This window comes from Pantoea sp. BRR-3P (genome assembly GCF_039621635.1).
In the GTDB taxonomy this organism is placed as follows: Bacteria; Pseudomonadota; Gammaproteobacteria; order Enterobacterales; family Enterobacteriaceae; genus Pantoea; species Pantoea floridensis.
In genome coordinates, this window is record NZ_CP155066.1 from 1,066,287 (window position 1) to 1,089,579 (window position 23,293).

General features: G+C 53.2%; 24 protein-coding genes and 1 tRNA gene. 13 read left to right on the forward strand and 12 right to left on the reverse strand.

The features are described 5' to 3' along the window. Positions 1-165: 165 nt before the first annotated feature. Positions 166-1,407 (forward strand): Nramp family divalent metal transporter, encoded by a 1,242-nt coding sequence (locus AAGR08_RS04885; RefSeq protein ID WP_097096522.1) that lies wholly within the window; start codon positions 166-168, stop codon positions 1,405-1,407. 45 nt (positions 1,408-1,452) lie between these two features. Here the strand turns inward: AAGR08_RS04885 and AAGR08_RS04890 are convergent, their stop codons facing one another. Next, positions 1,453-1,809, reverse strand: coding sequence for a DUF2502 domain-containing protein (locus AAGR08_RS04890; protein WP_345828835.1), 357 nt, complete (start codon positions 1,807-1,809; stop codon positions 1,453-1,455). A gap of 159 nt (positions 1,810-1,968) precedes the next feature. Beyond that, positions 1,969-2,958, reverse strand: coding sequence for an L-glyceraldehyde 3-phosphate reductase (gene mgrA / locus AAGR08_RS04895; RefSeq protein WP_345828836.1), 990 nt, complete (start codon positions 2,956-2,958; stop codon positions 1,969-1,971). A 214-nt stretch (positions 2,959-3,172) separates the two neighbouring features. On the opposite strand from mgrA, the gene AAGR08_RS04900 reads away from it, so the two are divergent. Beyond that, positions 3,173-4,828, forward strand: coding sequence for a thiamine pyrophosphate-binding protein (locus AAGR08_RS04900; protein ID WP_345828837.1), 1,656 nt, complete (start codon positions 3,173-3,175; stop codon positions 4,826-4,828). Positions 4,829-4,988: 160 nt separating this feature from the next. Beyond that, positions 4,989-5,954: a glucokinase gene (gene glk / locus AAGR08_RS04905; RefSeq protein ID WP_097096526.1), complete on the forward strand. Its 966-nt coding sequence runs from the start codon at positions 4,989-4,991 to the stop codon at positions 5,952-5,954. A gap of 32 nt (positions 5,955-5,986) precedes the next feature. On the opposite strand, the gene AAGR08_RS04910 is transcribed toward glk, so the two are convergent. Further along, a complete protein-coding gene (locus AAGR08_RS04910) occupies positions 5,987-6,712 on the reverse strand; it encodes a LytTR family DNA-binding domain-containing protein (protein ID WP_345828839.1) in 726 nt (241 codons plus the stop codon). Beyond that, positions 6,709-8,400, reverse strand: a complete 1,692-nt coding sequence (locus AAGR08_RS04915; RefSeq protein WP_097096528.1) for a sensor histidine kinase — start codon at positions 8,398-8,400, stop codon at positions 6,709-6,711. The genes AAGR08_RS04910 and AAGR08_RS04915 overlap by 4 nt, the downstream gene beginning before the upstream one ends. A gap of 319 nt (positions 8,401-8,719) precedes the next feature. Between AAGR08_RS04915 and AAGR08_RS04920 the strand changes: the two genes are divergently transcribed. Both AAGR08_RS04920 and alaC read left to right on the forward strand, forming a co-directional pair. Next, a complete protein-coding gene (locus AAGR08_RS04920) occupies positions 8,720-9,244 on the forward strand; it encodes a GNAT family protein (protein WP_345828840.1) in 525 nt (174 codons plus the stop codon). A 118-nt stretch (positions 9,245-9,362) separates the two neighbouring features. After that, positions 9,363-10,598 carry an alanine transaminase gene (alaC, locus tag AAGR08_RS04925; protein ID WP_097096530.1) on the forward strand — a complete coding sequence of 412 codons (1,236 nt, stop codon included), beginning with the start codon at positions 9,363-9,365 and terminating at the stop codon, positions 10,596-10,598. A 41-nt stretch (positions 10,599-10,639) separates the two neighbouring features. On the opposite strand, the gene ypdK is transcribed toward alaC, so the two are convergent. The 3 genes from ypdK to AAGR08_RS04940 form a co-directional block, all read right to left on the reverse strand. Continuing rightward, positions 10,640-10,711, reverse strand: coding sequence for a membrane protein YpdK (gene ypdK / locus AAGR08_RS04930; protein ID WP_099686956.1), 72 nt, complete (start codon positions 10,709-10,711; stop codon positions 10,640-10,642). 202 nt (positions 10,712-10,913) lie between these two features. After that, complete coding sequence (locus AAGR08_RS04935) at positions 10,914-11,942, reverse strand: HlyD family secretion protein (protein WP_345828841.1); 1,029 nt, start codon at positions 11,940-11,942, stop codon at positions 10,914-10,916. A gap of 5 nt (positions 11,943-11,947) precedes the next feature. Continuing rightward, a complete protein-coding gene (locus tag AAGR08_RS04940; protein ID WP_345828843.1) occupies positions 11,948-13,549 on the reverse strand; it encodes an MFS transporter in 1,602 nt (533 codons plus the stop codon). A gap of 151 nt (positions 13,550-13,700) precedes the next feature. On the opposite strand from AAGR08_RS04940, the gene AAGR08_RS04945 reads away from it, so the two are divergent. From AAGR08_RS04945 to AAGR08_RS04960, 4 genes are all read left to right on the forward strand, one after another. Then, a complete protein-coding gene (locus AAGR08_RS04945) occupies positions 13,701-14,486 on the forward strand; it encodes an IclR family transcriptional regulator (RefSeq protein ID WP_345828845.1) in 786 nt (261 codons plus the stop codon). 7 nt (positions 14,487-14,493) lie between these two features. Continuing rightward, complete coding sequence (locus AAGR08_RS04950) at positions 14,494-14,946, forward strand: universal stress protein (protein WP_097096534.1); 453 nt, start codon at positions 14,494-14,496, stop codon at positions 14,944-14,946. A 9-nt stretch (positions 14,947-14,955) separates the two neighbouring features. Then, positions 14,956-15,759, forward strand: coding sequence for a hypothetical protein (locus AAGR08_RS04955; protein WP_345828847.1), 804 nt, complete (start codon positions 14,956-14,958; stop codon positions 15,757-15,759). Between the two features lie 251 nt (positions 15,760-16,010). Next, positions 16,011-16,292: a membrane lipoprotein lipid attachment site-containing protein gene (locus tag AAGR08_RS04960; protein WP_097096536.1), complete on the forward strand. Its 282-nt coding sequence runs from the start codon at positions 16,011-16,013 to the stop codon at positions 16,290-16,292. Between the two features lie 67 nt (positions 16,293-16,359). On the opposite strand, the gene AAGR08_RS04965 is transcribed toward AAGR08_RS04960, so the two are convergent. Both AAGR08_RS04965 and AAGR08_RS04970 read right to left on the reverse strand, forming a co-directional pair. Beyond that, on the reverse strand, positions 16,360-16,512 hold the full coding sequence (locus AAGR08_RS04965; protein ID WP_176519157.1) for a hypothetical protein: 153 nt from the start codon (positions 16,510-16,512) through the stop codon (positions 16,360-16,362). A 284-nt stretch (positions 16,513-16,796) separates the two neighbouring features. Next, positions 16,797-18,014: an MFS transporter gene (locus AAGR08_RS04970; protein ID WP_345828849.1), complete on the reverse strand. Its 1,218-nt coding sequence runs from the start codon at positions 18,012-18,014 to the stop codon at positions 16,797-16,799. Between the two features lie 269 nt (positions 18,015-18,283). Here AAGR08_RS04970 and AAGR08_RS04975 point away from each other — a divergent pair, with 269 nt between their 5' ends. Next, complete coding sequence (locus AAGR08_RS04975; protein ID WP_097096538.1) at positions 18,284-18,523, forward strand: hypothetical protein; 240 nt, start codon at positions 18,284-18,286, stop codon at positions 18,521-18,523. Positions 18,524-18,561: 38 nt separating this feature from the next. On the opposite strand, the gene AAGR08_RS04980 is transcribed toward AAGR08_RS04975, so the two are convergent. Continuing rightward, complete coding sequence (locus AAGR08_RS04980; RefSeq protein ID WP_345828850.1) at positions 18,562-19,461, reverse strand: EamA family transporter; 900 nt, start codon at positions 19,459-19,461, stop codon at positions 18,562-18,564. A 181-nt stretch (positions 19,462-19,642) separates the two neighbouring features. Between AAGR08_RS04980 and AAGR08_RS04985 the strand changes: the two genes are divergently transcribed. Further along, the gene (locus tag AAGR08_RS04985; protein ID WP_345828852.1) at positions 19,643-20,512 is read left to right on the forward strand and encodes an AraC family transcriptional regulator; all 870 of its coding nucleotides are present in this window, start codon (positions 19,643-19,645) and stop codon (positions 20,510-20,512) included. Between the two features lie 134 nt (positions 20,513-20,646). Here AAGR08_RS04985 and AAGR08_RS04990 read toward each other — a convergent pair. Then, a tRNA-Arg gene (locus AAGR08_RS04990) sits at positions 20,647-20,721 on the reverse strand. Between the two features lie 87 nt (positions 20,722-20,808). Then, the gene (locus tag AAGR08_RS04995; protein WP_345828854.1) at positions 20,809-21,723 is read right to left on the reverse strand and encodes a formate/nitrite transporter family protein; all 915 of its coding nucleotides are present in this window, start codon (positions 21,721-21,723) and stop codon (positions 20,809-20,811) included. 244 nt (positions 21,724-21,967) lie between these two features. Between AAGR08_RS04995 and ccmA the strand changes: the two genes are divergently transcribed. Together ccmA and ccmB are read left to right on the forward strand one after the other, a co-directional pair. Next, positions 21,968-22,582 carry a cytochrome c biogenesis heme-transporting ATPase CcmA gene (gene ccmA / locus AAGR08_RS05000; protein ID WP_345828856.1) on the forward strand — a complete coding sequence of 205 codons (615 nt, stop codon included), beginning with the start codon at positions 21,968-21,970 and terminating at the stop codon, positions 22,580-22,582. Then, positions 22,582-23,241 carry a heme exporter protein CcmB gene (ccmB, locus tag AAGR08_RS05005; protein ID WP_097096543.1) on the forward strand — a complete coding sequence of 220 codons (660 nt, stop codon included), beginning with the start codon at positions 22,582-22,584 and terminating at the stop codon, positions 23,239-23,241. Before ccmA ends, ccmB begins: the two co-directional genes overlap by 1 nt. Positions 23,242-23,293 lie beyond the last annotated feature (52 nt).

Consider the following 23,293-nt stretch of genomic DNA (forward strand, 5'->3'; position numbering starts at 1 on the left):
CAATTCCGTTGCCACTTTTTTGACGAGAACACGCTTTACCTAAAGGTATAGCAATGGCTATACTTCATAGCACTATCTATTAATACAATAACTATAATCAAATTTCACTTGCCTTGCTGACCGCTTAAGCTGCTCGGGTCACATGCATTAAGACAGGGTCAAACTATGTTAGAAAGCCGCACCGTAGAGCGCGCCGCTCGCGGAGCCAGAAAGATCAAGCTCGCCCTGCTGGGTCCCGCGTTTATCGCGGCCATTGGTTATATCGATCCCGGTAACTTCGCAACCAATATTCAGGCCGGCGCCGCTTACGGCTATAAGCTGTTATGGGTGGTGGTGTGGGCTAATGTCATGGCGATGTTGATTCAGCTCATGTCTGCTAAGCTGGGGATTGCCACCGGCAAAAATCTGGCTGAACACATTCGCGATCGCTTCCCGCGCCCGGCGGTGTGGTTCTATTGGGTGCAGGCGGAGATCATCGCAATGGCAACCGATCTCGCGGAATTCATCGGTGCAGCGCTCGGTTTCAAACTGTTATTGGGGATATCGCTTCTGCAAGGCGCGGTATTAACCGGGATTGCTACTTATCTGATTTTGATGCTGCAGAGTCGTGGCCAAAAGCCGCTGGAACTGGTGATTGGCGGTCTATTACTGTTTGTGGCGGCCGCCTATATTGTTGAGCTGTTTTTCTCCCAGCCCAAGGTCAGCGAATTAGTTGTTGGGATGGCATTACCCACGTTACCGACTTCAGATGCGGTTTTCCTTGCTGCTGGGGTATTGGGCGCCACTATTATGCCGCACGTGATTTATCTGCACTCGGCGCTGACGCAGCACGGTAATAAAGGCAGTAAAGCGGAACGCTACTCCTCCACTAAGCTGGATGTGGCGATCGCGATGACCATTGCCGGCTTTGTTAATCTGGCAATGATGGCGACGGCCGCAGCAGCGTTTCACTTCAGCGGCCATTCGAGCATTGTCGATCTTGACCAGGCGTATCTCACGCTGCAGCCGCTGCTTGGTCAGGCTGCGGCTATTGTCTTCGGCCTGAGTCTGGTTGCTGCCGGTCTTTCATCTACCGTGGTCGGTACGCTGGCGGGACAAGTGGTGATGCAGGGCTTTATCCGCTTCCACATTCCATTGTGGTTCCGTCGTACTATCACCATGCTGCCCTCATTTATTGTGATTTGGGCGGGATGGGATCCTACGCGTATTCTGGTGATGAGCCAGGTATTGCTGAGTTTTGGTATCGCGCTGGCGCTGATTCCGCTGCTGTCATTCACCGGAAATCGGGAGTTAATGGGCGACGCAATGGTTAACTCGCGCCTGATGCAGAATGCCGGGCGGCTGATTGTGGTGTTGGTGATCGCACTAAATCTTTACTTGTTAGTGGGTGAGGCGCTCGGCTGGTAAGACGCAGATAAAAGAAAAATCCCGCAATTAAGCGGGATTTTTCTTTTAATGATGGTGATGATCGTGATGGCCACGACGATCGTCATGGCGATGATCGTGACGCCAGTGTTCACGACGTTCGCGTTCATGCCAGCGACGTTCGCGCTCACGTTCATAAGCGCGGTGACGTTTCCACTCTTCATGACGCCACCAGCGATGATCGTTGTACTGATAACGGTCGTTCCACCAGCGCGGTTCGCGCCAGCGACCGCCGTCCCAGTAATTGCCGTGTCGGTCGCGATCGCCGAGATGTAGCGTAACACCCGGAGCTAAATTGATGGTGGCACTATTGGCTTCTGCTGTGTGCGACGCCAGCGGGGATAGAGATGCCAGCAAGGCGGCAAATAAAATGGCACGTTTCATAAACTCTCCTTTTCGGCGGCTTATTACTGCTACCGTTGCGCTATTTTGCCACATCGGACCAGCCATACCTTGAGAATCAATCCGAAAAAACGTGGCGGTACCTCTTTGGAGAATTTTCTGCTACAGAGAACACCCGGCAAAAGCCGGGCGAGTAAGCGTTTACACTAAGATATTATCGATGGCTTTAATTTCATCCGAGCTCAGCGCTGGCTGACTTAACATCTCCACGGCATCATCAATTTGCGCGGTTTTGCTGGCACCGATTAGCACCGAGGTCACCCGCGCATCGCGCAATACCCAGCTTAATGCCGTTTGCGCCAGCTTTTGGCCACGCTGCTGAGCAATGGCCTGCAACTGACGCACTTTTTCCATCTTCTCTTGTGTCAATTGGCTTTCACTCAGGAACTTACTGCCGCTCGCGATACGCGAATCTTCTGGAATACCCTGCAAATAGCGGTCAGTTAATACGCCACCCGCCAGCGGTGAGAAGGCAATGCAGCCAACGCCGTTATCGCCTAGCACATCCAGCAAACCCTGTTCCGGCGTGCGCTCAAACAGGGAATAACGCGGCTGATGAATCAGGCATGGCGTACCGAGATCGCGCAGAATCGCAATTGCTTCAGCGGCTTTGTCCGCTGGATAGTTCGATATGGCGGCGTACAGCGCTTTGCCCTGACGCACCACCTGATCGAGCGCACGCATGGTTTCTTCCAGCGGGGTTTCTGGATCGGGACGGTGATGATAGAAAATATCCACATACTCCAGCCCCATACGTTTAAGGCTCTGATCGAGACTGGAAATCAAATATTTGCGTGAACCCCAATCGCCATAAGGGCCATCCCACATGGTGTAACCCGCTTTCGTCGAGATCACCAACTCATCGCGTAGCCCTTGAAAATCCTCGCGCAGAATGCGACCAAAGTTAGATTCTGCCGATCCCGGAGGCGGGCCGTAATTGTTGGCCAGATCGAAATGAGTAATGCCGCGATCAAAGGCGTGTCGCAACAGTTCACGGCTATTATCGATGCGGGTACTGTCGCCAAAGTTGTGCCATAGCCCCAGCGAAATAGCCGGTAACTTCAGCCCGCTACGGCCACTGCGACGATATTGCATCTGTTGATAACGTTCAGGATGGGGAAAAGCAGTCATGCAGCGTTCCTGTCTCAATAGGGGAGAAAGTGACATCAGCATAGCAGTGTATGCGTTTACACTAAGGTGAAACGCGCCGAAGATCGCAACTTACAGAATTATCTGTCGTCGTAACGAATGCTTGCCACAAATCCCCGCATCGCGATGGTGAAAACCTCGCCAATTCAGCCACATCGCTAATACTCCTGATCATCCCCTTAACAAGGAGCTGTCGATGAAAACCTTCAATGTTGGCGATTATTTACTGCACCGTTTACAGCAATCCGGCATTCGTCATTTGTTCGGCGTGCCGGGTGATTACAACCTGCAATTTCTCGATAGCGTGATTGCGCACCCGGAAATTACCTGGGTAGGTTGTGCGAATGAACTCAATGCGGCCTATGCGGCAGATGGCTACGGTCGCTGCAAGGGCGCAGCGGCGCTGCTGACGACCTTTGGCGTCGGCGAATTAAGTGCTATCAACGGTATTGCTGGCAGCTACGCCGAATATGTGCCGGTGATTCATATCGTTGGCGCGCCAGCGAGTCAGGCGCAGCAGCAAGGGGATTGCGTGCATCATTCACTCGGTGACGGCGATTTTGGCCATTTTCTCCGCATGGCGCAGGAAGTGAGCGTCGCCTCTGCGGTGTTAACGGCGGAAAATGCGGTGGCCGAGATTGATCGGGTGATCGCCGAGGCGCTAGAGCAGCATCGTCCGGGCTACTTGTTACTGGCGGTGGATGTGGCAGCAAGCGATGTTGTGATGCCCAGCGCAATAAACGTCGTTTCTGACCAGCAGCAGCAGCAGGTGGCCGCCGCGTTTGCCGATGCGGCAGAACGCTTGCTGGCACCGGCGCAGCGGGTCGCGCTGCTGGCGGATTTCCTCGCCTCGCGCTGGCAGCTGCAGCCACAGCTCGAAACGCTGCGGCAACTGCGCGCGATTCCGGCGGCCACCTTATTAATGGGCAAAGGCGTGCTGAATGAGCAGCAGCCAGGCTACGTTGGCACTTACGCAGCAGAAGGCAGCAGCGACCACGTACGTCAGGCGATTGAGGACACCGACGTAACGCTGTGCGTCGGCGTGCGTTTTACCGACACCTTAACCGCCGGCTTCACACAAAATCTGCCTGCCGAACGCGTCATCGATCTGCAGCCGTTTCAGGCCAAGGTCGCTGGCGAGGTGTTTGCGCCGCTAACGATGGCACAGGCGCTGGCTGCATTAGTGCCGATTTATCAGCGACACTGCGCGCACTGGCGACTCGCAGAGGGTATGCAGTGTGAAGAAAATGAGCAAATCGATGCGGCGCTAATCAGTCAGAACGCTTTCTGGCAGGCGATGCAGCGCTTTCTGCTGCCGGGTGATATTATCCTTGCCGATCAAGGTACTGCCGCATTTGGTGCCGCGGCACTGCGCTTACCGGTAGATGCGCAATTGTTGGTGCAGCCGTTATGGGGTTCGATTGGCTATACTTTACCTGCCACCTTTGGTGCGCAAACCGCACAGCCCGATCGTCGTGTGATTCTGATAATCGGGGATGGCTCAGCGCAGTTGACGATTCAGGAATTGGGCTCGATGCAGCGCGATGGTCAACAACCGATCATCTTCCTCCTGAATAATGATGGCTATACGGTTGAGCGAGCAATTCACGGCGCCGAACAGCGTTACAACGACATCGCCCAGTGGAACTGGACCGCATTGCCCCACGCAATGAGTGTACAGTGCGCGGCGCAGAGCTGGCGCGTCAGCGAAACGGCACAACTTGAGGCGGTGATGGCGCAATTAATGCTTAATCGCCGCCTGTCGCTGGTAGAAGTGGTGATGGATAAACAGGACTTACCGCCGCTGCTGCGTAAGGTGACCGCCGCGTTGCACCAGCGCAATAGCCGCTAAAATTAGGAAAGTTGCCGCTGTGCAGTGAGGCAGGGGATCGGTAGGCTGTGCAGCATCGTTGAATGGATTACGCCCATCGTGCAGGTGGGCGTTGTTGTTTTATTGGCAGGCTTTTATAGTGTCCTGCAATTGTTTATGACCCAAGCGGAGCAGCAGAAGAATGACAACATACGCCCTGGTCGGCGATGTGGGCGGCACCAATGCCCGCCTCGCATTGTGTGAGGTGGAAACTGGCACAATTTCGCAAGCCGAAACCTTTTCAACATCAGACTACGACAATCTCGAAGCGGTGATCCGTCATTATCTCGACGAGCAAAAGCAGGACATCAAACATGCCTGCATCGCCATTGCCTGTCCGATCACCGGCGATTGGGTGGAAATGACCAATCACGATTGGGCGTTTTCGACCAAAGTAATGAAGCAGAATCTGGCGCTGGAAAGCCTGGAAATCATCAATGATTTCACTGCGGTATCAATGGCGATTCCAATGCTGAGCGAAAAGGAAGTGATTCAGTTTGGTGGCAAGACGCCGGTTGAAGGTAAACCTATCGCCATCTATGGTGCAGGCACCGGCCTTGGCGTGAGTCATCTGGTGCATGTAGATAAACGTTGGATTAGTTTGCCGGGCGAGGGCGGTCACGTCGACTTCGCGCCAAACAGTGAAGAAGAGAGTGACATTCTGGAGGTGTTACGCGCGGAAATTGGCCATGTTTCGGCTGAACGCGTGCTTTCCGGTGCGGGATTGGTCAATCTGTACCGTGCCATCGTCAAGTCTGATGAGCGCGAACCCGAAAATCTTAAACCAAAAGATGTGACCGAGCGTGCGTTGAAAGATACGTGCATCGATTGCCGTCGCGCGCTGTCGCTGTTCTGCGTCATCATGGGCCGCTTTGGCGGTAACCTGGCGTTGAACCTTGGCACCTTTGGCGGCGTCTATATTGCCGGCGGTATCGTGCCGCGCTTCCTCGATTTCTTCAAAGCTTCCGGCTTCCGTGCAGCGTTTGAAGATAAAGGCCGTTTCCGCGATTATCTGGTCGATATTCCGGTATATATGATCACTCACGATCAGCCGGGCTTGCTGGGTGCCGGGGCGCATCTGCGTCAGGTGCTGGGTCGCGAGCTGTAATTCCCTGGGGCGAGCGGCGTCTGCCGTTCGCCTTATAACCTCATCAACTGCCGAAAGGCTTTCACCTTGCTGCGACTCACCGGCACCTGCGCATCCAAATCACGTAACTTCACCAAATAAGTATTGTTAAACCAGGGTTCGATCTCACGTATTTTGCTGAGATTAACGCAATATGAGCGGTGGCAGCGGAAGAACTGCTGCTCCGGCAAACGGCTACAGAATTCACTGATTACCATCGACATCACATAAGCCTCGCGCCGCGTATAAACAAACGTTAGCTTCTCGTGAGCCTCAACATAGTAGATCTCGTTGATATCGGTGACGATAATGCGCTCATCTTTGATCAGATTGACGGTTTGCGGGGTGCTGGCCGAGGGGTTATTAGGCTGAGATTGCTGCTGTACGCTGGCTTCAAGCTTACTCAGCATCGTCACGATACGTGATTCGTGATACGGCTTAAGAATGTAGTCAAAGGCGTCCAGCTCAAACGCTTCTACCGCATGTTCTTTCCATGCAGTGATAAAAACAATCAGTGGCTTATGGGCAAACTGATTGATGTTTTGCGCCAGCAGCATGCCATCGAGCGACGGAATATTGATGTCGAGGAAAATGACATCTACCCGATGATTTTGCAGGTACTTCAGCACTTCGAGCCCATCATCAAAGCAGGCTTCAACGCTGATGTTACTGTGCTGCTGAATCATCCAGCTCAACTCCTGCTGGGCGAGAAACTCGTCTTCAACGATGATGGCTTTCACGTAGAGGTTTCCATGGTATGACGTAACGGAGCAGGGAGCAGCTGACCATTTTTGCTCAGGGTAAAGGCGATTTCTGTCCCGGGATTATGGCGGCTAATGCTCAAACCCTGTCCGGAGAGTAATTTCACCCGATGATGGACATTTAACAGGCCAATTTTGTTGCCGGGCATTTCATTACGTGCCACGCGGTTCATCACATCGTCACTGATCCCTGCGCCCGTATCGCGCACCGCCACGCGGACCTGGTCGCCCAAATCTTTCACGCTCAGCGTTACTACGCCCTTGCCGCGACAAGGCTGAATACCGTGCACGATGGCATTCTCCACCAGTGGCTGAATTAGCAGGCTTGGCAGCGTGAAATGGAGATCCTCATCCACGTCATAAATCATCGTCAACTTATCGCCGAAGCGCGCCTGTTCAATGGCGATATAATCCTTTACCTGCCACAGCTCTTTCTTGATATCGATAAGTTCATCATCGTTGAGTTCGAGGTTGTAGCGTAAATAACGTGACAAATTAATCACCAGCTGGCGCGCCGTATCTGGATTGAGGCGAATCGAGGATGAGATAGCGTTGAGGGCGTTAAACAGGAAATGCGGGTTAATTTTACTTTGCAACGCGCGTAATTCAGCCTTGTTTGCCATCTCGCGTAGCTGCTCAGCGCGTGACACTTCCAGCTGCGTTGAGATAATTTGCGAAAGCCCAATCGCCATCTCTTTTAACGAACCGGTGATGCGATGTGCACGACGATAATAGATTTTTAAGGTCCCGGTCACTTCCCCTTTTTCCCAAAGGGGAATAACCAGCATCGAGTGAATATCTTTGGTACGGTGCGCCTCATCGTTATTCTTAATGATGATTTTGCCGCTGGAGATCGCCTGCGCGGTGGTGGGGCTAATCGCATCGTCACCGTTGTGATAGTTCTGCTCGCCGTAGCCAACGTAGGCTAAAATCTGTTTGTTATCGGTGATGGCGACCGCATCGGCATGAATGTCGGTACGAATGATATCGCATACTTTATGCATCGACTGGCTATCAACCTGACGGAACAGCGGCAGTGTTTTGTTGGCGATTTCCAATGCCAGCTTAGCCTGACGTGCAGCAATCGCCTCTCTTTCACCTTCGACGCTTTGTACCAGCAGCACAATCAAACCAATACTTGATGCGCCGAGGATCATCGGCATAGCAATTTCATAAACAATGGTAAGACCCAGCGCCATGGGCTTGGCCCACAGTACAATTAGCAGCATGGTCAAACTTTCACACAGCATGCCGCCGATAATCCCGGCACGCCAGCGTTGCTCTTTACTAACGCGCTGATTGATCACGCCTGAAGCCACTCCAGCAATAATGCTGGTGATCAAACAAGGTATGGCTGTAATGCCATCCATATCAATCAGATAGCGATGTACGCCGGCAATTAAGCCGGTGGCGATGCCCACCCAGGGACCAAACAGGATGCCGCCGGACATCACCGCAATCACGCGCACATTAAGCAGCGAGCCGTCGACATTAATGCCGGACCAGGTGCTGAACAGCGCGAACAGCGAGAAAATGGCCGTTACTACCACCTTTTCACGCACTGAATGCTCATCTTTTTGCAGCAGTTGACGAAACACACGTGTGCGCGTGAGGAAGAACAGGCAAATCAGCATCAGCGCCGCACGGTCAAACACCGCCAGCAGCATGTCGAAGTGGGAAAGCAAGGGCATCTCTCAGGCAGGAAAGAAAAAGGTATGATAAAAAATGTGATCGCGATCCGCCAGCACCACGACAATCTACAGACCTTTCTCGTAGCCAGGATCAATTTATGCCGCTTCGGTCGCCCTAAATGGCGCCCCTACCTGCTCCGTTCCATAAGGTCGCCATTCATGTCGACCAGGCAATCCCGGTAAAAAGAGGAAAAGTTGAGTAGTAAAAAGAGGATTAGCGAAACCGTGCGCCGATCACTGGTTGTCAGCAGGTCGGTTTGCTATGTTGCCGTATGCAAAAAAGCGGAGCTCAGCCATGCAATTACTCACCCCACGTTTATCCCTTAGTCGGCTGCAACCGGAAGACTGGCAGATTTTCAAAGCGGTGCATGAGGATGTCGCAACCATGACCTGGGTGAGTGAAATTCCTGATGAAAACGATATTCGTCAGCGCTTTAACGAGCGACTTGCGCCGTGGCAGGCGAGTAGTTTCCACATGCTGTGTCTGGTAGCACGAATCAGAGAAACGGACGAACCCATTGGCCTGTTTGGCTGTAGCGCGGAGTGGCATCCCTATCGGCAGGCCGAAGTGGGCTATATGCTGCGCGATCGGTTTACCGGTCTCGGTTTTGGCAGCGAGGCGCTGGATGCCCTTTGTACCTTTCTGCTCCAGGCAGAATTTCATAAGCTGAAAGCGATGGTCATTGAGGGGAATTGGCCGTCGCGACGCATTCTCGAGAAGAATGGTTTCGCCCTGGAGGGAACGTTACGGGATAATTATCTGCTAAACGGCCAATGGGTAAGCGATTGGGTGTTTGGCCGCCTCAATCCAAATAATTAAAATTATTTTATTCTGCTCTCGACAATCTTGTTATCAGCGCGTTATGTTCTTGGTGCGGTCAACACAATGACCCACGTCGCTCGGACGGTCCGGGCGCTTACGTAATCCAGAGGACATCATGGCTGATAACAGCACACCCCGTCGTTTCTCGCGTATTGAACGCCTTCCCCCGTATGTTTTTAACATTACCGCTGAATTGAAGATGGCAGCGCGTCGGCGCGGTGAAGACATCATCGATTTTTCGATGGGTAATCCGGATGGCCCAACGCCGCCGCATATCGTCGAAAAACTTTGCCAAGTGGCGCAGCGAGAAGACACGCACGGTTATTCAACCTCGAAAGGTATTCCGCGTTTACGTCGCGCAATTTCGCGCTGGTACGCCGATCGCTATCAGGTTGAAATCGATCCGGAATCAGAAGCGATTGTCACCATCGGTTCCAAAGAGGGCCTGGCACACTTAATGCTGGCCACACTCGATCACGGCGACACCGTGCTGGTGCCGAACCCGAGCTATCCCATTCATATTTATGGCGCGGTGATTGCCGGAGCGCAGGTGCGTTCTGTACCGCTGGTGGCAGGCGTTGATTTCTTCAACGAGCTGGAGCGCGCGATCCGTGAAAGCTATCCGAAGCCGAAAATGATGATCCTCGGCTTCCCTTCGAATCCTACTTCACAATGCGTTGAGCTGGATTTCTTCGAGCGCGTTATTGCGCTGGCGAAGCAGTACAACGTGCTGGTCATCCACGATCTCGCCTATGCCGACATTACCTATGATGGTTGGAAAGCACCGTCGATTATGCAGGTGCCAGGCGCGCGCGATGTGGCTGTGGAATTCTTTACCCTGTCGAAAAGCTACAACATGGCGGGCTGGCGTATTGGCTTTATGGTCGGTAATAAAGAGCTGGTTGCGGCGCTGGCACGTATTAAGAGCTATCACGATTACGGCACGTTTACGCCACTGCAGGTGGCCGCGATTGCAGCGCTGGAAGGCGACCAGCAGTGCGTGCGCGACATCGCCGAGCAGTATAAACGCCGTCGCGATGTGTTAGTGAAGGGCTTACATGAAGCGGGCTGGATGGTCGATTTGCCCAAGGCATCGATGTACGTCTGGGCAAAAATCCCCGATCACTACGCGCATCTTGGCTCGCTGGAGTTTGCTAAATTATTGCTGCAGGAAGCCAAAGTGTGCGTCTCTCCGGGCATCGGTTTTGGGGATTATGGTGATACTCACGTGCGTTTCGCGCTTATTGAAAACAGCGATCGTATTCGTCAGGCGGTGCGTGGCATTAAAGCGATGTTCCGCGCCGACGGCATTTTGCCAGGAACGGTGAAAGCACTGGAAGAAGAGGAATAAGCGCTGAGTGGGGCGACTGCGCGTCGCCCCGCCTGGCGGCTCTACAGCATCAGTACGAAGGTACCGACCCAAAGCAACAGGAAGAAAGAAATTCCCATCAAAGCGTATCTCACAAAACAACTCCTCTGAGCGGCTACCCAGCGGGCGATCCCAAACCCGCGTAACCCGAACAGAATAAGAGAAAGGTGGAGTTCATAACCGCTACACGCTTTCTTCTCAGGTCGCTCCAGGCAAGCCCAGAACAGGATCGAGCGTTAATTTACGCGGAATTTTGCGGAAAATAAATAGCGCGCTTCTGAGAAGTTGCTCACATTTTCATCGCGCTTCAATTTCCGGTATTGCCGACATGCCAACACGCAGTTTGGCCAGGTCAGCCTGGTTGGCATCCAGCACGATTTTCACCGGAAGACGCTGGACGACTTTAGTGTAATTGCCGGTGGCGTTGTCCGGTGCAATCGCCGAAAAGGTCGCGCCGGTTGCCGGTGCAATGCTATCAACGCGACCGGTAAAAATCTTACCCGGCAACGCATCAATCTTAACCTTCACCGTTTGTCCTTGCTGCACATCTGCCAACTGCGTTTCCAGATAATTGGCGGTGATATAGGTTTGCTGTAACGGAACAACGGCCAGCAAGCGCGTACCGGCGCTGACATAGGCGCCCAGACGCACCGAACGCTGACCCACCATGCCATCGACTGGCGCCGTAATGCGCGTGTAGGAAAGGTTTAGCTTTGCCTGATCGACGTTAGCCTGCGCGGCGGTGACATCCGCTTCCGCCTGTCGTACGGCTGCCTGCAGTACGCCAACCTGCTTAATCGCAGACGCTAACGCGGCTTCACTTTGACGGACGGTGGCGGATGCCGAACGCTGTGTCGAACTGGCTTTTTGCTGGTCGTCTGCCGCAATGGTGCCATTTTTATACAGCTGGTTGTAACGTGCGGCGCTTTGTCCAGCGTACTGGGCGGAAGCCTGATTTGCCGCCACGGTCGCTTTCGCCTGCTCAATAGTGGATTGTTGCTGTTCAAGCTGCGCCTGGCTGCTCAGGCGTTTCGCCTCGCTAACCTGCAAATTGGCCTGCGCGGTTTCAAGCGCCACGCGGTAATCGCGATCGTCGAGCGTCGCCAGCAATTCCCCAGCCTTAACCCGCTGGTTATCCTGCACATTGACGCTGGCGATATAGCCGGAGACTTTCGGTGCAACCAGCGTGTAATCGGCATTAACGTAAGCATCGGTGGTGCGGCGATCGTTGCCGGTCATGGTGGACCAGACAAAAAAGGCTATCGCCAACAGCACCAGTAACAAGGCGCTTAACAGCACCGTTCTTTTCATAGCAAAAGCTTGCATAGCAATTATCCCGACGTCGTCGTTACAGGTTGAATCAGCGTTTGTGGCGGCCAGACGCGTTTTGGCAGCCAGGCGGTTAACAGTAAAAGCAGGGCCGCGAATGCAATCAGCATCTGATAGCAATCGCTCAGGCTCAGCACCATCGCCTGGTGTTTCAGTAAGGTGGCAAAGCCGCTCAGGTTTTCTGCGCTGCTGGCACTGCCGTCAGGCAGCAGGGGGAAACTGCTGCTGGACTGCATGCTGTCAGGGGCGGTCATCAGCCATGCGCGGCCGGTGGCGTTATTGATCAGCACATTGGAGTGAAACTGTTCGCGGTGGCTGATAAACCATTCAACCAGCGTACCAGCCGCGATGCTGGAGAAGCCGCGCACGGTATTGAACATCGCTGAAGCAAAAGGGCCTTCCGGCGGTGCGACCACGCTGGTGGCGCTCATCAACACCGGTAAAATCACCATTGGCTGACCGAAAGCCTGCAGAATCTGAATCAGCCAGAAATTCTGGCGTGCCCAGTCGGTGGTAATGTGCATGCCCAGCAAGCAGGACGTCACCAGTAGCGCGACGCCCGCCGTGAGCATCCAACGGCAATCGACCCAACGAATATTGAGCAGTGCGGCAAGGAACGGCGCTATGAGCAACTGCGGTAAGCCAATGGTTAACGCCAGCGGTGCAAATTGCAGCGTGCGAAAACCCTGCACCTGCGCCAGATAGGCCGAAGGCAGCGCTGAACCCGACAGGGAAAGAATCAGCACGCCTGCCAGCACCAGCAGCCCATGCGCGAGGTTGCGCCTGCCCAGCATTTGCAATTTGAACAGCGGCAGCGGGTGAAACCATTCATTAATAAAGAACACAGTCAGCAACGCCAGCGCGCTGAATAATAGGGCGCAGAATAACGGCGATTCGAGCCAGTCGAGCCGCTCGCCCTGCGTCAGTGCCAAAATTAACAGCGCCATGCCGCTGCAGCCGGTAATCATGCCGAAAAGATCGATCTGTTTGAAACGCTCAAGGCGCAGCGGATCCTGCGGCAAGCCCCAGCCAATCAGCAGCATGGCGATGAGCATGGCGGGAACGACTTGCCAGAATACAAACAGCCAGCTGACCTCATCGGTCCAGAACGCTGCCAGCGAGGCCGCCATATTCGGACCAAAAGTTGCGGTCAGCGCATAGCCCGCTAAACCATAAAGTTTGATTGGCGGCGGCAGGAAGCGCAGTGCGACGGTCATCAGCATCGGCGGCAGCGCACCACCAAACAAACCTTGCACCACGCGCAGCGTAATAAACAGTGGCGCGTTAGGCATTAATGGCAGCAGCAGGCCGCTGAGCATAAAGCCTGCAGAGACGCAGAGCGCAAAGCGTCGCAGTGAAAAGGTGACGGCTAGCCAGGGCGCAATCATCATTGCCGCCACTTCAGCGGCCTGGTAGGCGGAAATGATCCAGCTTCCCTGGTCGTAGCTGATGCCGATAGCGGCGCGGATGTCGGCTAACGCGATATCGGTGACGCGATCGTTCAATCCTGAAGTGAGGGCGGCGATCAGCACGCCAACCAGTCCCAGCGCCAGGCGCAGGGTAAATGGATGGGGCACCGGAGCCGCAGTGGGCTGGGCGTTCATAGCAGGCTTCTCGTTATAATGTTGATGCAGTGTATTGCAATGTGATACAGGCGGCATATTACATATCGATATGCTGTATTGCAATGTGATACAGGGTGTAAAAGTGCGATCATTCGCGCTAGAGTAGGGCAGGCCAAAAAGGAAGAGATAAATGGTTGAACGTCCCTCAAGCCGTGAGGATGAAAAAGCGGGTGGTATTCAGGTCATCGCACGTGCGGCAAAAATTTTAAATGCGCTGGGTGAGCATCCTGGCGGCATGAGTTTGGGTGAAATCGCACAGGTGGTTGATTTGCCGCGCTCCACGGTGCAGCGTATCGTCGCCGCACTGGATAATGCGCAGCTGGTGCGCAGCAGTGGAGCGGGCGGTTTACGCCTCGGGCCTGCGTTGCTTAAACTCATCTCCAGCGTACACAGCGACGTGGTGGATATTGTACGGCCCTTCCTCGAGCAACTTTCATCAGAGATAAATGAAACGGTCTCGCTTTCGCGCGCTAACGGAACGCAGTTATCCATCGTGCACTATGTTGTCGCATCGCGTGAACTACGCGTGGTGCCGCGCATCGGTTTAAATCTGCCGCTGTATAGCACTTCAGGTGGACGCGCGTTGCTGGCGCTGGAAAGCGATGATGATGTGCGCGTGATGATGGGTGAAGCTTATAAAGAGTTGACCGAGATGACGGTGAAAACGCTGCCACAATTGTTGGCATTAATTGCGGAAGTGCGCAGCAGCGGACTGGCGATCGACCGCGGTGAAACGCTGGAGGGCGTTTCAACCATGGCGGTTGCTATCGACACGCTATTTGGTCGATTCTCCATTTCGCTGCTGGTTCCGAGCGCGCGTTTTCATAAACACGAAGCGCACTATCGTGAGCAAATCATCAAGTGCAAAGATGCCTTGATTCGTGAAATTGGCAAAATGACCGCTGTGGAAGGATAACCAACTGATGAAAACCTTGCTGATGGCCATCGATAACTCACCGGTGGCGGAGAAAGTGATTGCGTTGACCATTGAACAGGCATTGGCACAACAGGCTCAGGTCACAGTACTGTGCTGCGTCGATCCTGCTTATTCCTCATGCAATCAGCCGATTGAGATTGACGCGGGTGAAGATCCTGATGATTTTGTCGCGGCGAAAGATGAGCAAAACACCGCCGAAATGGTGGTGCGTCATGCGTTAGCCCCTTTGCTGCGAGCGGGCGTCACCGCCAAAGGGTTAATTCTTGCAGGCGAAGCGGCGGAAACCATTGTTGCGCAATCGTCTCTCTTGCAAGCCAGCATGATTATCATGGGACGGCGTCATCTGTCGCCGTTTAACCGCCTGTTGAAAGGGTCGGTTAGCGCGGCGGTTATTGAGCGCGCCAATTGCCCGGTTTTAATTGATGTTCGTAAGGATTAACGCCGTTCGATGCTCTCGCTTTTTCCTATTACGCTTGCCGCTTTCGCGCTGCTGGCGATCATTATCATTTTGCTGGTGCGCACCACCTCGCTAAACGTTTGGCAAGGGGTGCTGCTGTTTCTGCTGCCGCTCGTTCTGGCGAATTTGCTGTGGTTCAGTTGGCTGCATCCGCGACAGGAGCGGCAGGCGTTAGTCTCTGACGTCGCGACACAGCTCAGCCTCGCGCCCGGTTATCGCCTGCTAAAAATTCAGGAACCCGCGCTGTGGCAGCTGCTGAATCGCGAGCTGCTGCATAAGCGGCTGGAAGGCGTACCCGCCGATCAGGCTCTGGGCGATATGCGTGGTTGGTTGATGGATCTGGTGAATCAGCGCCTCACGCGTGCTCCCGATGCGGCAATTCTCAACTACGTGCGCGTGTCGGTTGAAGAGATGCAGGCGCTGCAACAGCAGGAACCACAGCGCTGCTTCCGCTTCCTCTATCCCCAGGTGAATGGCGGCGTTAACCTGCAACAGGTGCTGTCGCCCGAATTGAATCAGCGAGACGCTCAGGCACTTGAAGCCTTGCTTCAGCAGAGCACCGGTCAGGAACAGCCGCTGGATCAGGCTGCAGCGCAGCGCGATCTGCAAAGCGTCGTGGAGAAGTTGTATGGCAAGTGGGGCGATAGGCTGCAACAACTCAATATGCCTGCTGATACCGCCGTCGATCGCGATGCGATGTGTGCGATGTCGATCGATCTCTATAACGGCATTCTCGCATTGCCTGACAAACAGGCCGCCAATCTTTTGCGTAAGATGGTCAGCCTTACCGGTTAGCGGGCAAAAAAAAGCCCGCTCAGCGCGGGCATAAAGGTCACTTTCCGTATCATTTTTATGTAATCACCTGGTGTGGTGCAGACGTCGTTTTGTCTGAGGGCATCATCGCACCTGTGGTGTGATAAGCAAAACCGTTTGGTTTTATTGATTTGATTGGCAAAAACTTCGCAGTAACCAGACATTTCGCGCTTTACTCCTATAGATGAGCGCGGCGTTGCATTTTAGACTGCGACGCTTGAGAGGACATCCTAATGAAAAAAGTGTTTGTTAGCGCTTTGGCGCTTTTTATGTTGGCCGGGTGCAGTGTCAGCAAGCCGGGAGGATTTGAGCGCGTGGATGAAGATATCAGCTCAAATACCGTACAGTATCGCTACGATCCGCAAAAGCTTAATAAAGATGCCATGGAAATTGACCTGGCAAATTATTGTAGTCAGCGGGGTTTTGACAAAGTGGAATCATTGCCTGCGCAAAAAAGCCATTTGCCCGGATTAAAGAAAGCCTGGTATCAATGCAATTATGCGGTAAAAAGCTAAAAAAATAGGGCGGGATAATTCCCGCCCTTTTCATTTTCTTATTATTTGCTGTGTGTGCTTTGCCCAACTATCTGCGGTGTCCATAACCGCCGTGCCCATGATGCCAGCCTCCACCTCCGTTATGGCCCCAGCCAGGGCCGCCGCGACCGTGATCGATAATACAGCCACTTAACATCGTCATAATGGCTACCACTGACGCAATCTTAATGAGCTTTTTCATGGAGAGTCCTCCTCTGTTCCAATGACGCCAGATTACAGTGGAATAGTGGAGTGAAGATGCAGGAAATGTAGAGTTATTACTGGATGTATTACGGAGTGTGTCAATTAAATGCTAAAAATGGCGGACGCTAAAATAAACCAATCGGAATAGACCGAATGCCTGATAATAATAACGCGATTATTCCGAAAGGCAAGGGTGAATAATTGAGGGTCTTAATAAAAGTGTATTGTGGATAAATGGTGAAGAGAATGACTGCCGCCGAATAAAGCGGCAGTCCGATAGGGTTAATTATTCAATAAAGGTTCTGCCACGGTTTGACGATTTGGCAGACGGATGCTGAGCGACAGCACCAGTGAAATCACCAGCAAGGTCATAATCAGGCTGAAGGTGACGGTAAAACCACCGAACGCAGAGGCGACCAAAGAACCCAGTACGCTGCCGATACCGAAGCCGAGGTAGATTAAGCCATAGTTCTTGGTCAGGTTATTGAGCCCAAAGAAATCGCTCACCAGTGACGGGAATACGGTGATGGTACCGCCAAAGCTAAAGGCGACGCAGGCTAATGACAGGAAGAAGGTGGTTTCATTCATGTGAGTGAACAGCAGAATACTCATACCTGCCAGGGAGACAATCTGCGCGAGCGTAATCACACGAATACGCGCCATTTTGTCCGAAAGCACACCAAGAATAAGACGACCACTGAGATTGGCTATTGCAATCACCGTCACCGCATTCGCTGCTGTCTGCGCGCTAAGATGCACCATGCCTTCGCCGATATCTTTCGCCACGCCAATGACGTACAAACCGCTCATGCAAGCCGTCAGGAACATCAGCGCCAGCATCCAATACTGCGGTAAGCGCATCGACTGTGCGAGGGTATAATCTTTTGCCTCAAGCAGCGCGTTGCCACCACTTTTCTGCATGGGCGCATCACGCATCATCAGCGCACCGAAAATGATCATACTCATGGCCAGGACACCCCAAATCATGAAGGTGTTTTCGAGGCCTTGAGTGCTGAGCAGCGCACCGCAAATAAATTTGAAACCAAGACTTCCTAATCCGTATGCACCAATAGAGCAGGCAGAAATCAGTCCTTTGCGCTCAGGGAACCATTTCACGCAGTTTGATAGTGTCATCAAATAACCGGCACCATCTGCGAGTCCAACCAGGATACCGGCGCTGAGGTACAGCATCATCAGATTGTCGGCATGAGCTGTCAGCCAGAACCCTACCGCCATGAGAATACCTGCGCCGATGGTTACGTTGCGCACGCCAAAACGTTCTTGCAACTTCCCGGCCAGTGATGATGCGATTGCCAGGCCAAGACTGAGCAATCCGAACGAGAAGGCCACCTGGCTGATAGGCGCATCCAGTTTCTGTGCCAGCTGACCGTTAAACAGGCTCCAGGTGTAAACCGAGCCCAAAGCGAACTGAGTGATAATGGTGCCGATTAGAGTAAGTATGCGAGTACGTTGGTAATTCGCGTTGGTTGCTGTTTTCATTTTTGTCTCTCATTCGAGAATGCGGAATCTGAGGCGATAATAAAGTGCCTTCGCGCGTGCGGGGTGGGCATTGGCGCGAAGAGACAAGACAAGGGAATGAAATGCAGCGAAACGGGTATGAATGACATTGCGTTGACAAATCGTGATGTCATTTCAAGCGTAGCGATTGCTGCGGGTAACCATGTGTAAGCAGGTGTATCTTTGGCGCTATATTGCCTGCAAAGCTGGCGATGTTTGCCAGGCTTAAAATTCATTCAAGAGGAGGAAATATGAAAGACCGAGCATATGAATCCACGTCGAGCGAGGATGAGGTTTGCTGCATTATCGGTCAGGCGGTGATCGAGTTAAGCGATGAGCATCAACCAGTGAATAAATCCACATTGTCGCTGAAATTACTGGCAATGGCCGACCGCGACAAAGACGATGAACGCGTCCTGCTTTACTGGATTGCCAGGAAAGCCATCACTAAACCTCACCAGCTCAATATCGGCGTTCAGGGCTGGCGCTAGAGGAACAAAAGAGCGGGCGCAATGCCCGCTCTCGTTTTTCATGCCGGGCGCAAGCGCCTCGGCGTAGGCCAGCGTACAAACATCACCATATTGCCTGCCAAAATCATGACTAAGCCTACAATGGCATTACTGTGCCAATGATACCCCTCATAAAGGGTTGAGAGCGTGAGCGCCACTAACGGGAAGAGTAGCGTGCTATACGCTGCCTGGCTGGCACCGATACGACCCACCAGCGTGAAGTAAGCGCCAAATCCCAACACGGACCCGAATATCGCCAGATAGCCCATGGCGGATAGCCACTGGACGTTCAGCGCTGGAGCCAGCGAGTTGCCGTTAAGTAATGCCAATGCAGCCATCACCAACGCGCCGTAAAGCATGGCGTAGCTGTTGGTGGTGAGCACATCACGCTGCCGACGCTGATGACGCAGGGAAATCATATTTCCGAATGAGAAACCAAGGGTACCAAGCGCACTCAAACCCACACCCCACAACAGTTGCGGGGCGGGATGCGCAGCCTGAATATCATTCCAGAACAGCGCGACAATGCCGCCAAGGCCAAGAACCGCGGCAGGCAGTAGACGAAACGAAGGGCGTTGACGAAAGAAAATCCAGCTGTTGAGTGCGTTGTAAAGTACTGCCATCGAGAAGATGACCGACTCCAGTCCGCTGCTAATCCACGCCGCTGCATGGTAGAAGCAGACAAAGTTAAAGCCAAACACACAGCAGCCTTGTAGCAGGCAAAAGAGGTGATCGCGCTTATCGAGCGCGCGCAGGCGGCGCATCAGTTTTAATATCGCCAACATCACCAGCGAAGCCAGTAAAAACCGCCAAAATACCGCCACCAATACCGGCGTTTTAGCCGCTTCCTGCTGCAAGAAAATGGCGATCCAGGTAGTGCCCCAAATCATCACAACGGCAAGATACAACATTAAATTCATCACAAACTCTCCGGCAAGAACTGGCCCGCAGTGTGGCGCGAATGCTCATCGTCGGCTTGCACGCTTTTGCGAGACAATTGCAAAATCTTGCGCTTTTTCTTTCCTTGTCCTGCCATGGCCTGTTCTCTGTCTGCTGAGATCCGTACACTGTGCGCTAATCAACTGCGAGCGATAGTGAACCATGGCCGATTATCAGACCTTTAACATGTTACAGCGGCATAAAGCGCAACTGCGCGATAGCGTACAGCTTTCGAGCGGTATCAAGCTGGCGGCATGGTTTAACAGCGGCGATCGCGTCACTAACCTCAGTAATCACCATACGCTGAGCTTGTATACCGCCGACGGCTATGAAACATGGCATAAAACTCAGCACGGCTGGCGCAACGGCGGTGGACCAGATCGCTTTTGCCTGATGCCCGGCGGCGTAGAATCGGTGTGGGATATCCGTGCCGATCTCTCCTTTGTTCATCTTTACTGTACCGATGAGCATCTCCGCCATCTGGGTGAGCAAATTTGGGATCGCAGCCCATCACAACTCAATTTGCATGAAAAGGTATTTGCCGCTGACGATCGCATCACGCAGCTCTATCGCCACTTTCTGTTAAGCACCGACTGGCAGCAGCCAGCCAATCAGTTGATGCTGAGCAGTACCTCAACGTTATTGATGACGCATCTGTTACAGCGCTACAGTGATGTGCAGTGGCATACGCCGCAGGTGCGCGGTGGCCTCGCCCCTGCGGTACTGCGACGGATAATGGCTTATATCGACGCGCAGCTCGAACAACCTTTAACACTGGCGCAATTAGCCTCTGAGGCTGCGTTGAGCGAATACCATTTTGCCCGTATGTTCCGTAGTAGCGTCGGCGAAGCGCCGCATCAATACGTCATGCGTCGCCGCATGGATGCCGCTTTGCAGCTGCTGAAATTTAGCCGTCTACCGCTAACGGAAATCGCGTTGCGATGCGGTTTCCACTCATCAAGTCACTTCAGTAACCGCTTCCGTCAACTGCATGGCGTTACGCCTTCGGCATGGCGGCAAGATCAGGGCTAATAGGGCACTAAAAGCGATCGGCTTGAGGCGATTAACCAGCAAACAAAATGAGTTGTGGCGAGAATAATGAGCACGGATGGATGAACGCTTGCCGTAGCGAGAGGGCTGATTTAAGAGGGAGAACGGCAATTAACTGGTGTCCCCTGCAGGAATCGAACCTGCAACTAGCCCTTAGGAGGGGCTCGTTATATCCATTTAACTAAGGAGACGCCGGGCGCGCAGTATAACGCACCACGCGGTTAATTTTAACTACGCGAAGGTTGATCGCTCAATCTATCAACAATATAAGGCCAACCTCACACCTGTTTTTGCTTCTTTTTCCGCTTCTGTTCCGCACGCGCTTTCGCTTTTGCCGCTTCACTCATGTCATTACGAATCTGCGCATGGCTGATCAAAGCAAAAATAAGCGTACCGCCGGTGATATTGCCGAGCAGCGTGGGCAGCGCAAAAGGCCAAAAGAATTCATACCAGGGCAGCGTACCGGCAAACACCAGATACAGCACCTCAACGGAGCCCACCACGATATGCGCTAAGTCTCCGAGCGCAACCAGCCAGGTCATCATGACAATTACCACAATTTTTGCCGCGCCCGCATAGGGGAACATCCATACCATGGTGGCGATAATCCAGCCGGAAATAACCGCATTAGCGAACATTTCGCTTGGTGGGTTTACCATCACTTTTTCGCTGATGGCGGTAAAGGCCTGGCGGGTAGCATCGTCAAAAATCGGCATATGATTGAAGGCTAATGCGCCCAATGCGGTACCGATTAAATTGCCGACCAGCACCACGCCCCACAGGCGCAACAGCAGAGCAAAGTTGCTGCCGGTGGGTTTGTGCATCACGGGTAAAACGGCAGTTACGGTATTCTCGGTAAACAGCTGCTGACGCGCCATTATCACGATGACAAAACCAAAGGTATATCCCAGGTTCTCCAGTAAAAATGCGCCGGGTACGCCTTTCAAATGGACCTGAAAAATGCCTTTTGCCATCAAGGATGCGCTCATCGACAATCCCGCGGCCACGGCAGACCACAGCAGCGCCATACCATCGCGTTCTAACTCTTTTTCCCCATCCTGGCGAATCTCTTCATGAATCGCTGCGGCCTGCGAAGGCAGAGCATCTTCTTCGACTTCAATCTCCTTACCTTGATCTTTTTCATCACTCTCTACATCGTTGTCACTGTTTGAAATCGATGGTGAATGTTTCATGTTTTCCCCTGGTGATAATGCCAATGCGTAATAAGCGTAGTTGGTTTTAGCAAGGGTATTTTGTTACGAAGATTCAAAATAAGAGTAACGAAGTTTTAACTGAGATGGATTTTTGAGCGATTCATTGATCTGATGCGCATGAATACCTCATTTGGGGTAAGGGGTGACGGGCTCACAGGCTTCGGCCCACAGATTCATTGTGGTATTATCCCCGCCTCATTCATTGCCGTGATTCTCCCTTCTTATGCTCGAAGTCATTAATCTCTCATGCGTTCGTGATGAGCGAACCTTGTTTCACGGATTGAGCTTCCGGGTGCAACCGCGCGACATTGTGCAAATCGAAGGGCCGAACGGGGCTGGCAAAACGTCACTGCTGCGCTTGCTGGCCGGATTAAGCCGCGCGGAAGAAGGTGAAGTACTGTGGCAAACACAGCCAATCCGCCAGCAGCGCGAAATATGGCAACAAAACCTGCTGTATATCGGCCATCATCCTGGCGTGAAATCGGTACTTTCTCCATTAGAGAATCTGCATTTCTGGCACGGTAGCAGCAATGAAAACGCGATCTTTGATGCCCTTGAACAGGTTGATTTACTGGGGTTTGAAGAGGTGCCGGTAGCGCAACTCTCCGCAGGGCAGCAGCGACGCGTGGCACTGGCCCGACTGTGGCTCAGCCCGGCATCGGTGTGGATCCTCGACGAACCGCTTACCGCCATTGATAAAGGTGGCGTGGAAAAATTAATGGCGCGTTTCGCTGCTCATGCCGATAACGGTGGTGCGGTGATTCTCACCACGCATCAGGATCTCCCCGGTAATCGGGATCGCGTGCGTAAAATTCGCCTTACTTCGGAGTGGGCTTGATGTTAGGCCGGGTCATTCAGCGCGAATTAAAAATCGCCTTCCGCAGCGGCGCTGAGGTAATTAATCCGCTGTGGTTTTTCCTGATTGTTATCACGCTGTTTCCATTAGGTATTGGACCAGAGCCGCAACAGCTGGCGCGTATTGCGCCGGGCGTAGCATGGGTTGCTGCCTTACTGGCCTCGCTGCTGGCGCTAGAGCGGCTGTTCCGCGATGATTTTCTTGATGGTTCGCTTGAGCAATTACTCCTGCTGCCAACGCCGCTGCCGCTTACTGTGCTGGGCAAAGTGATTGCTCACTGGTTAATTACCGGCCTGCCTTTAATTTTATTATCGCCGCTGGCCGCCTTATTACTCTCGCTGGATTTCTCTGGCTGGCGCGCGATGGCGCTGACGCTGTTACTTGGCACCCCAACGCTGAGCTTTCTGGGTGCGATTGGCACCGGATTGACGGTCGGACTACGACGCGGTGGGGTGTTACTCAGTCTGCTGGTGTTGCCGTTATCGATACCGGTTTTGATTTTTGCCAGCGCAGCGATTGATGCGGCCAGCATGGGATTACCGATCGGGGGTTATCTGGCGATTCTGGGCGCAATGCTGGCCGTGAGCGCAACCTTGTCGCCGTTTGCGACGGCTGCGGCCTTGCGTATTAGTCTGCATTAATTCGTGTCGCCCCAGAGCGGCCGAAATCTGAATTCTTTTTATTGTGAGCAAT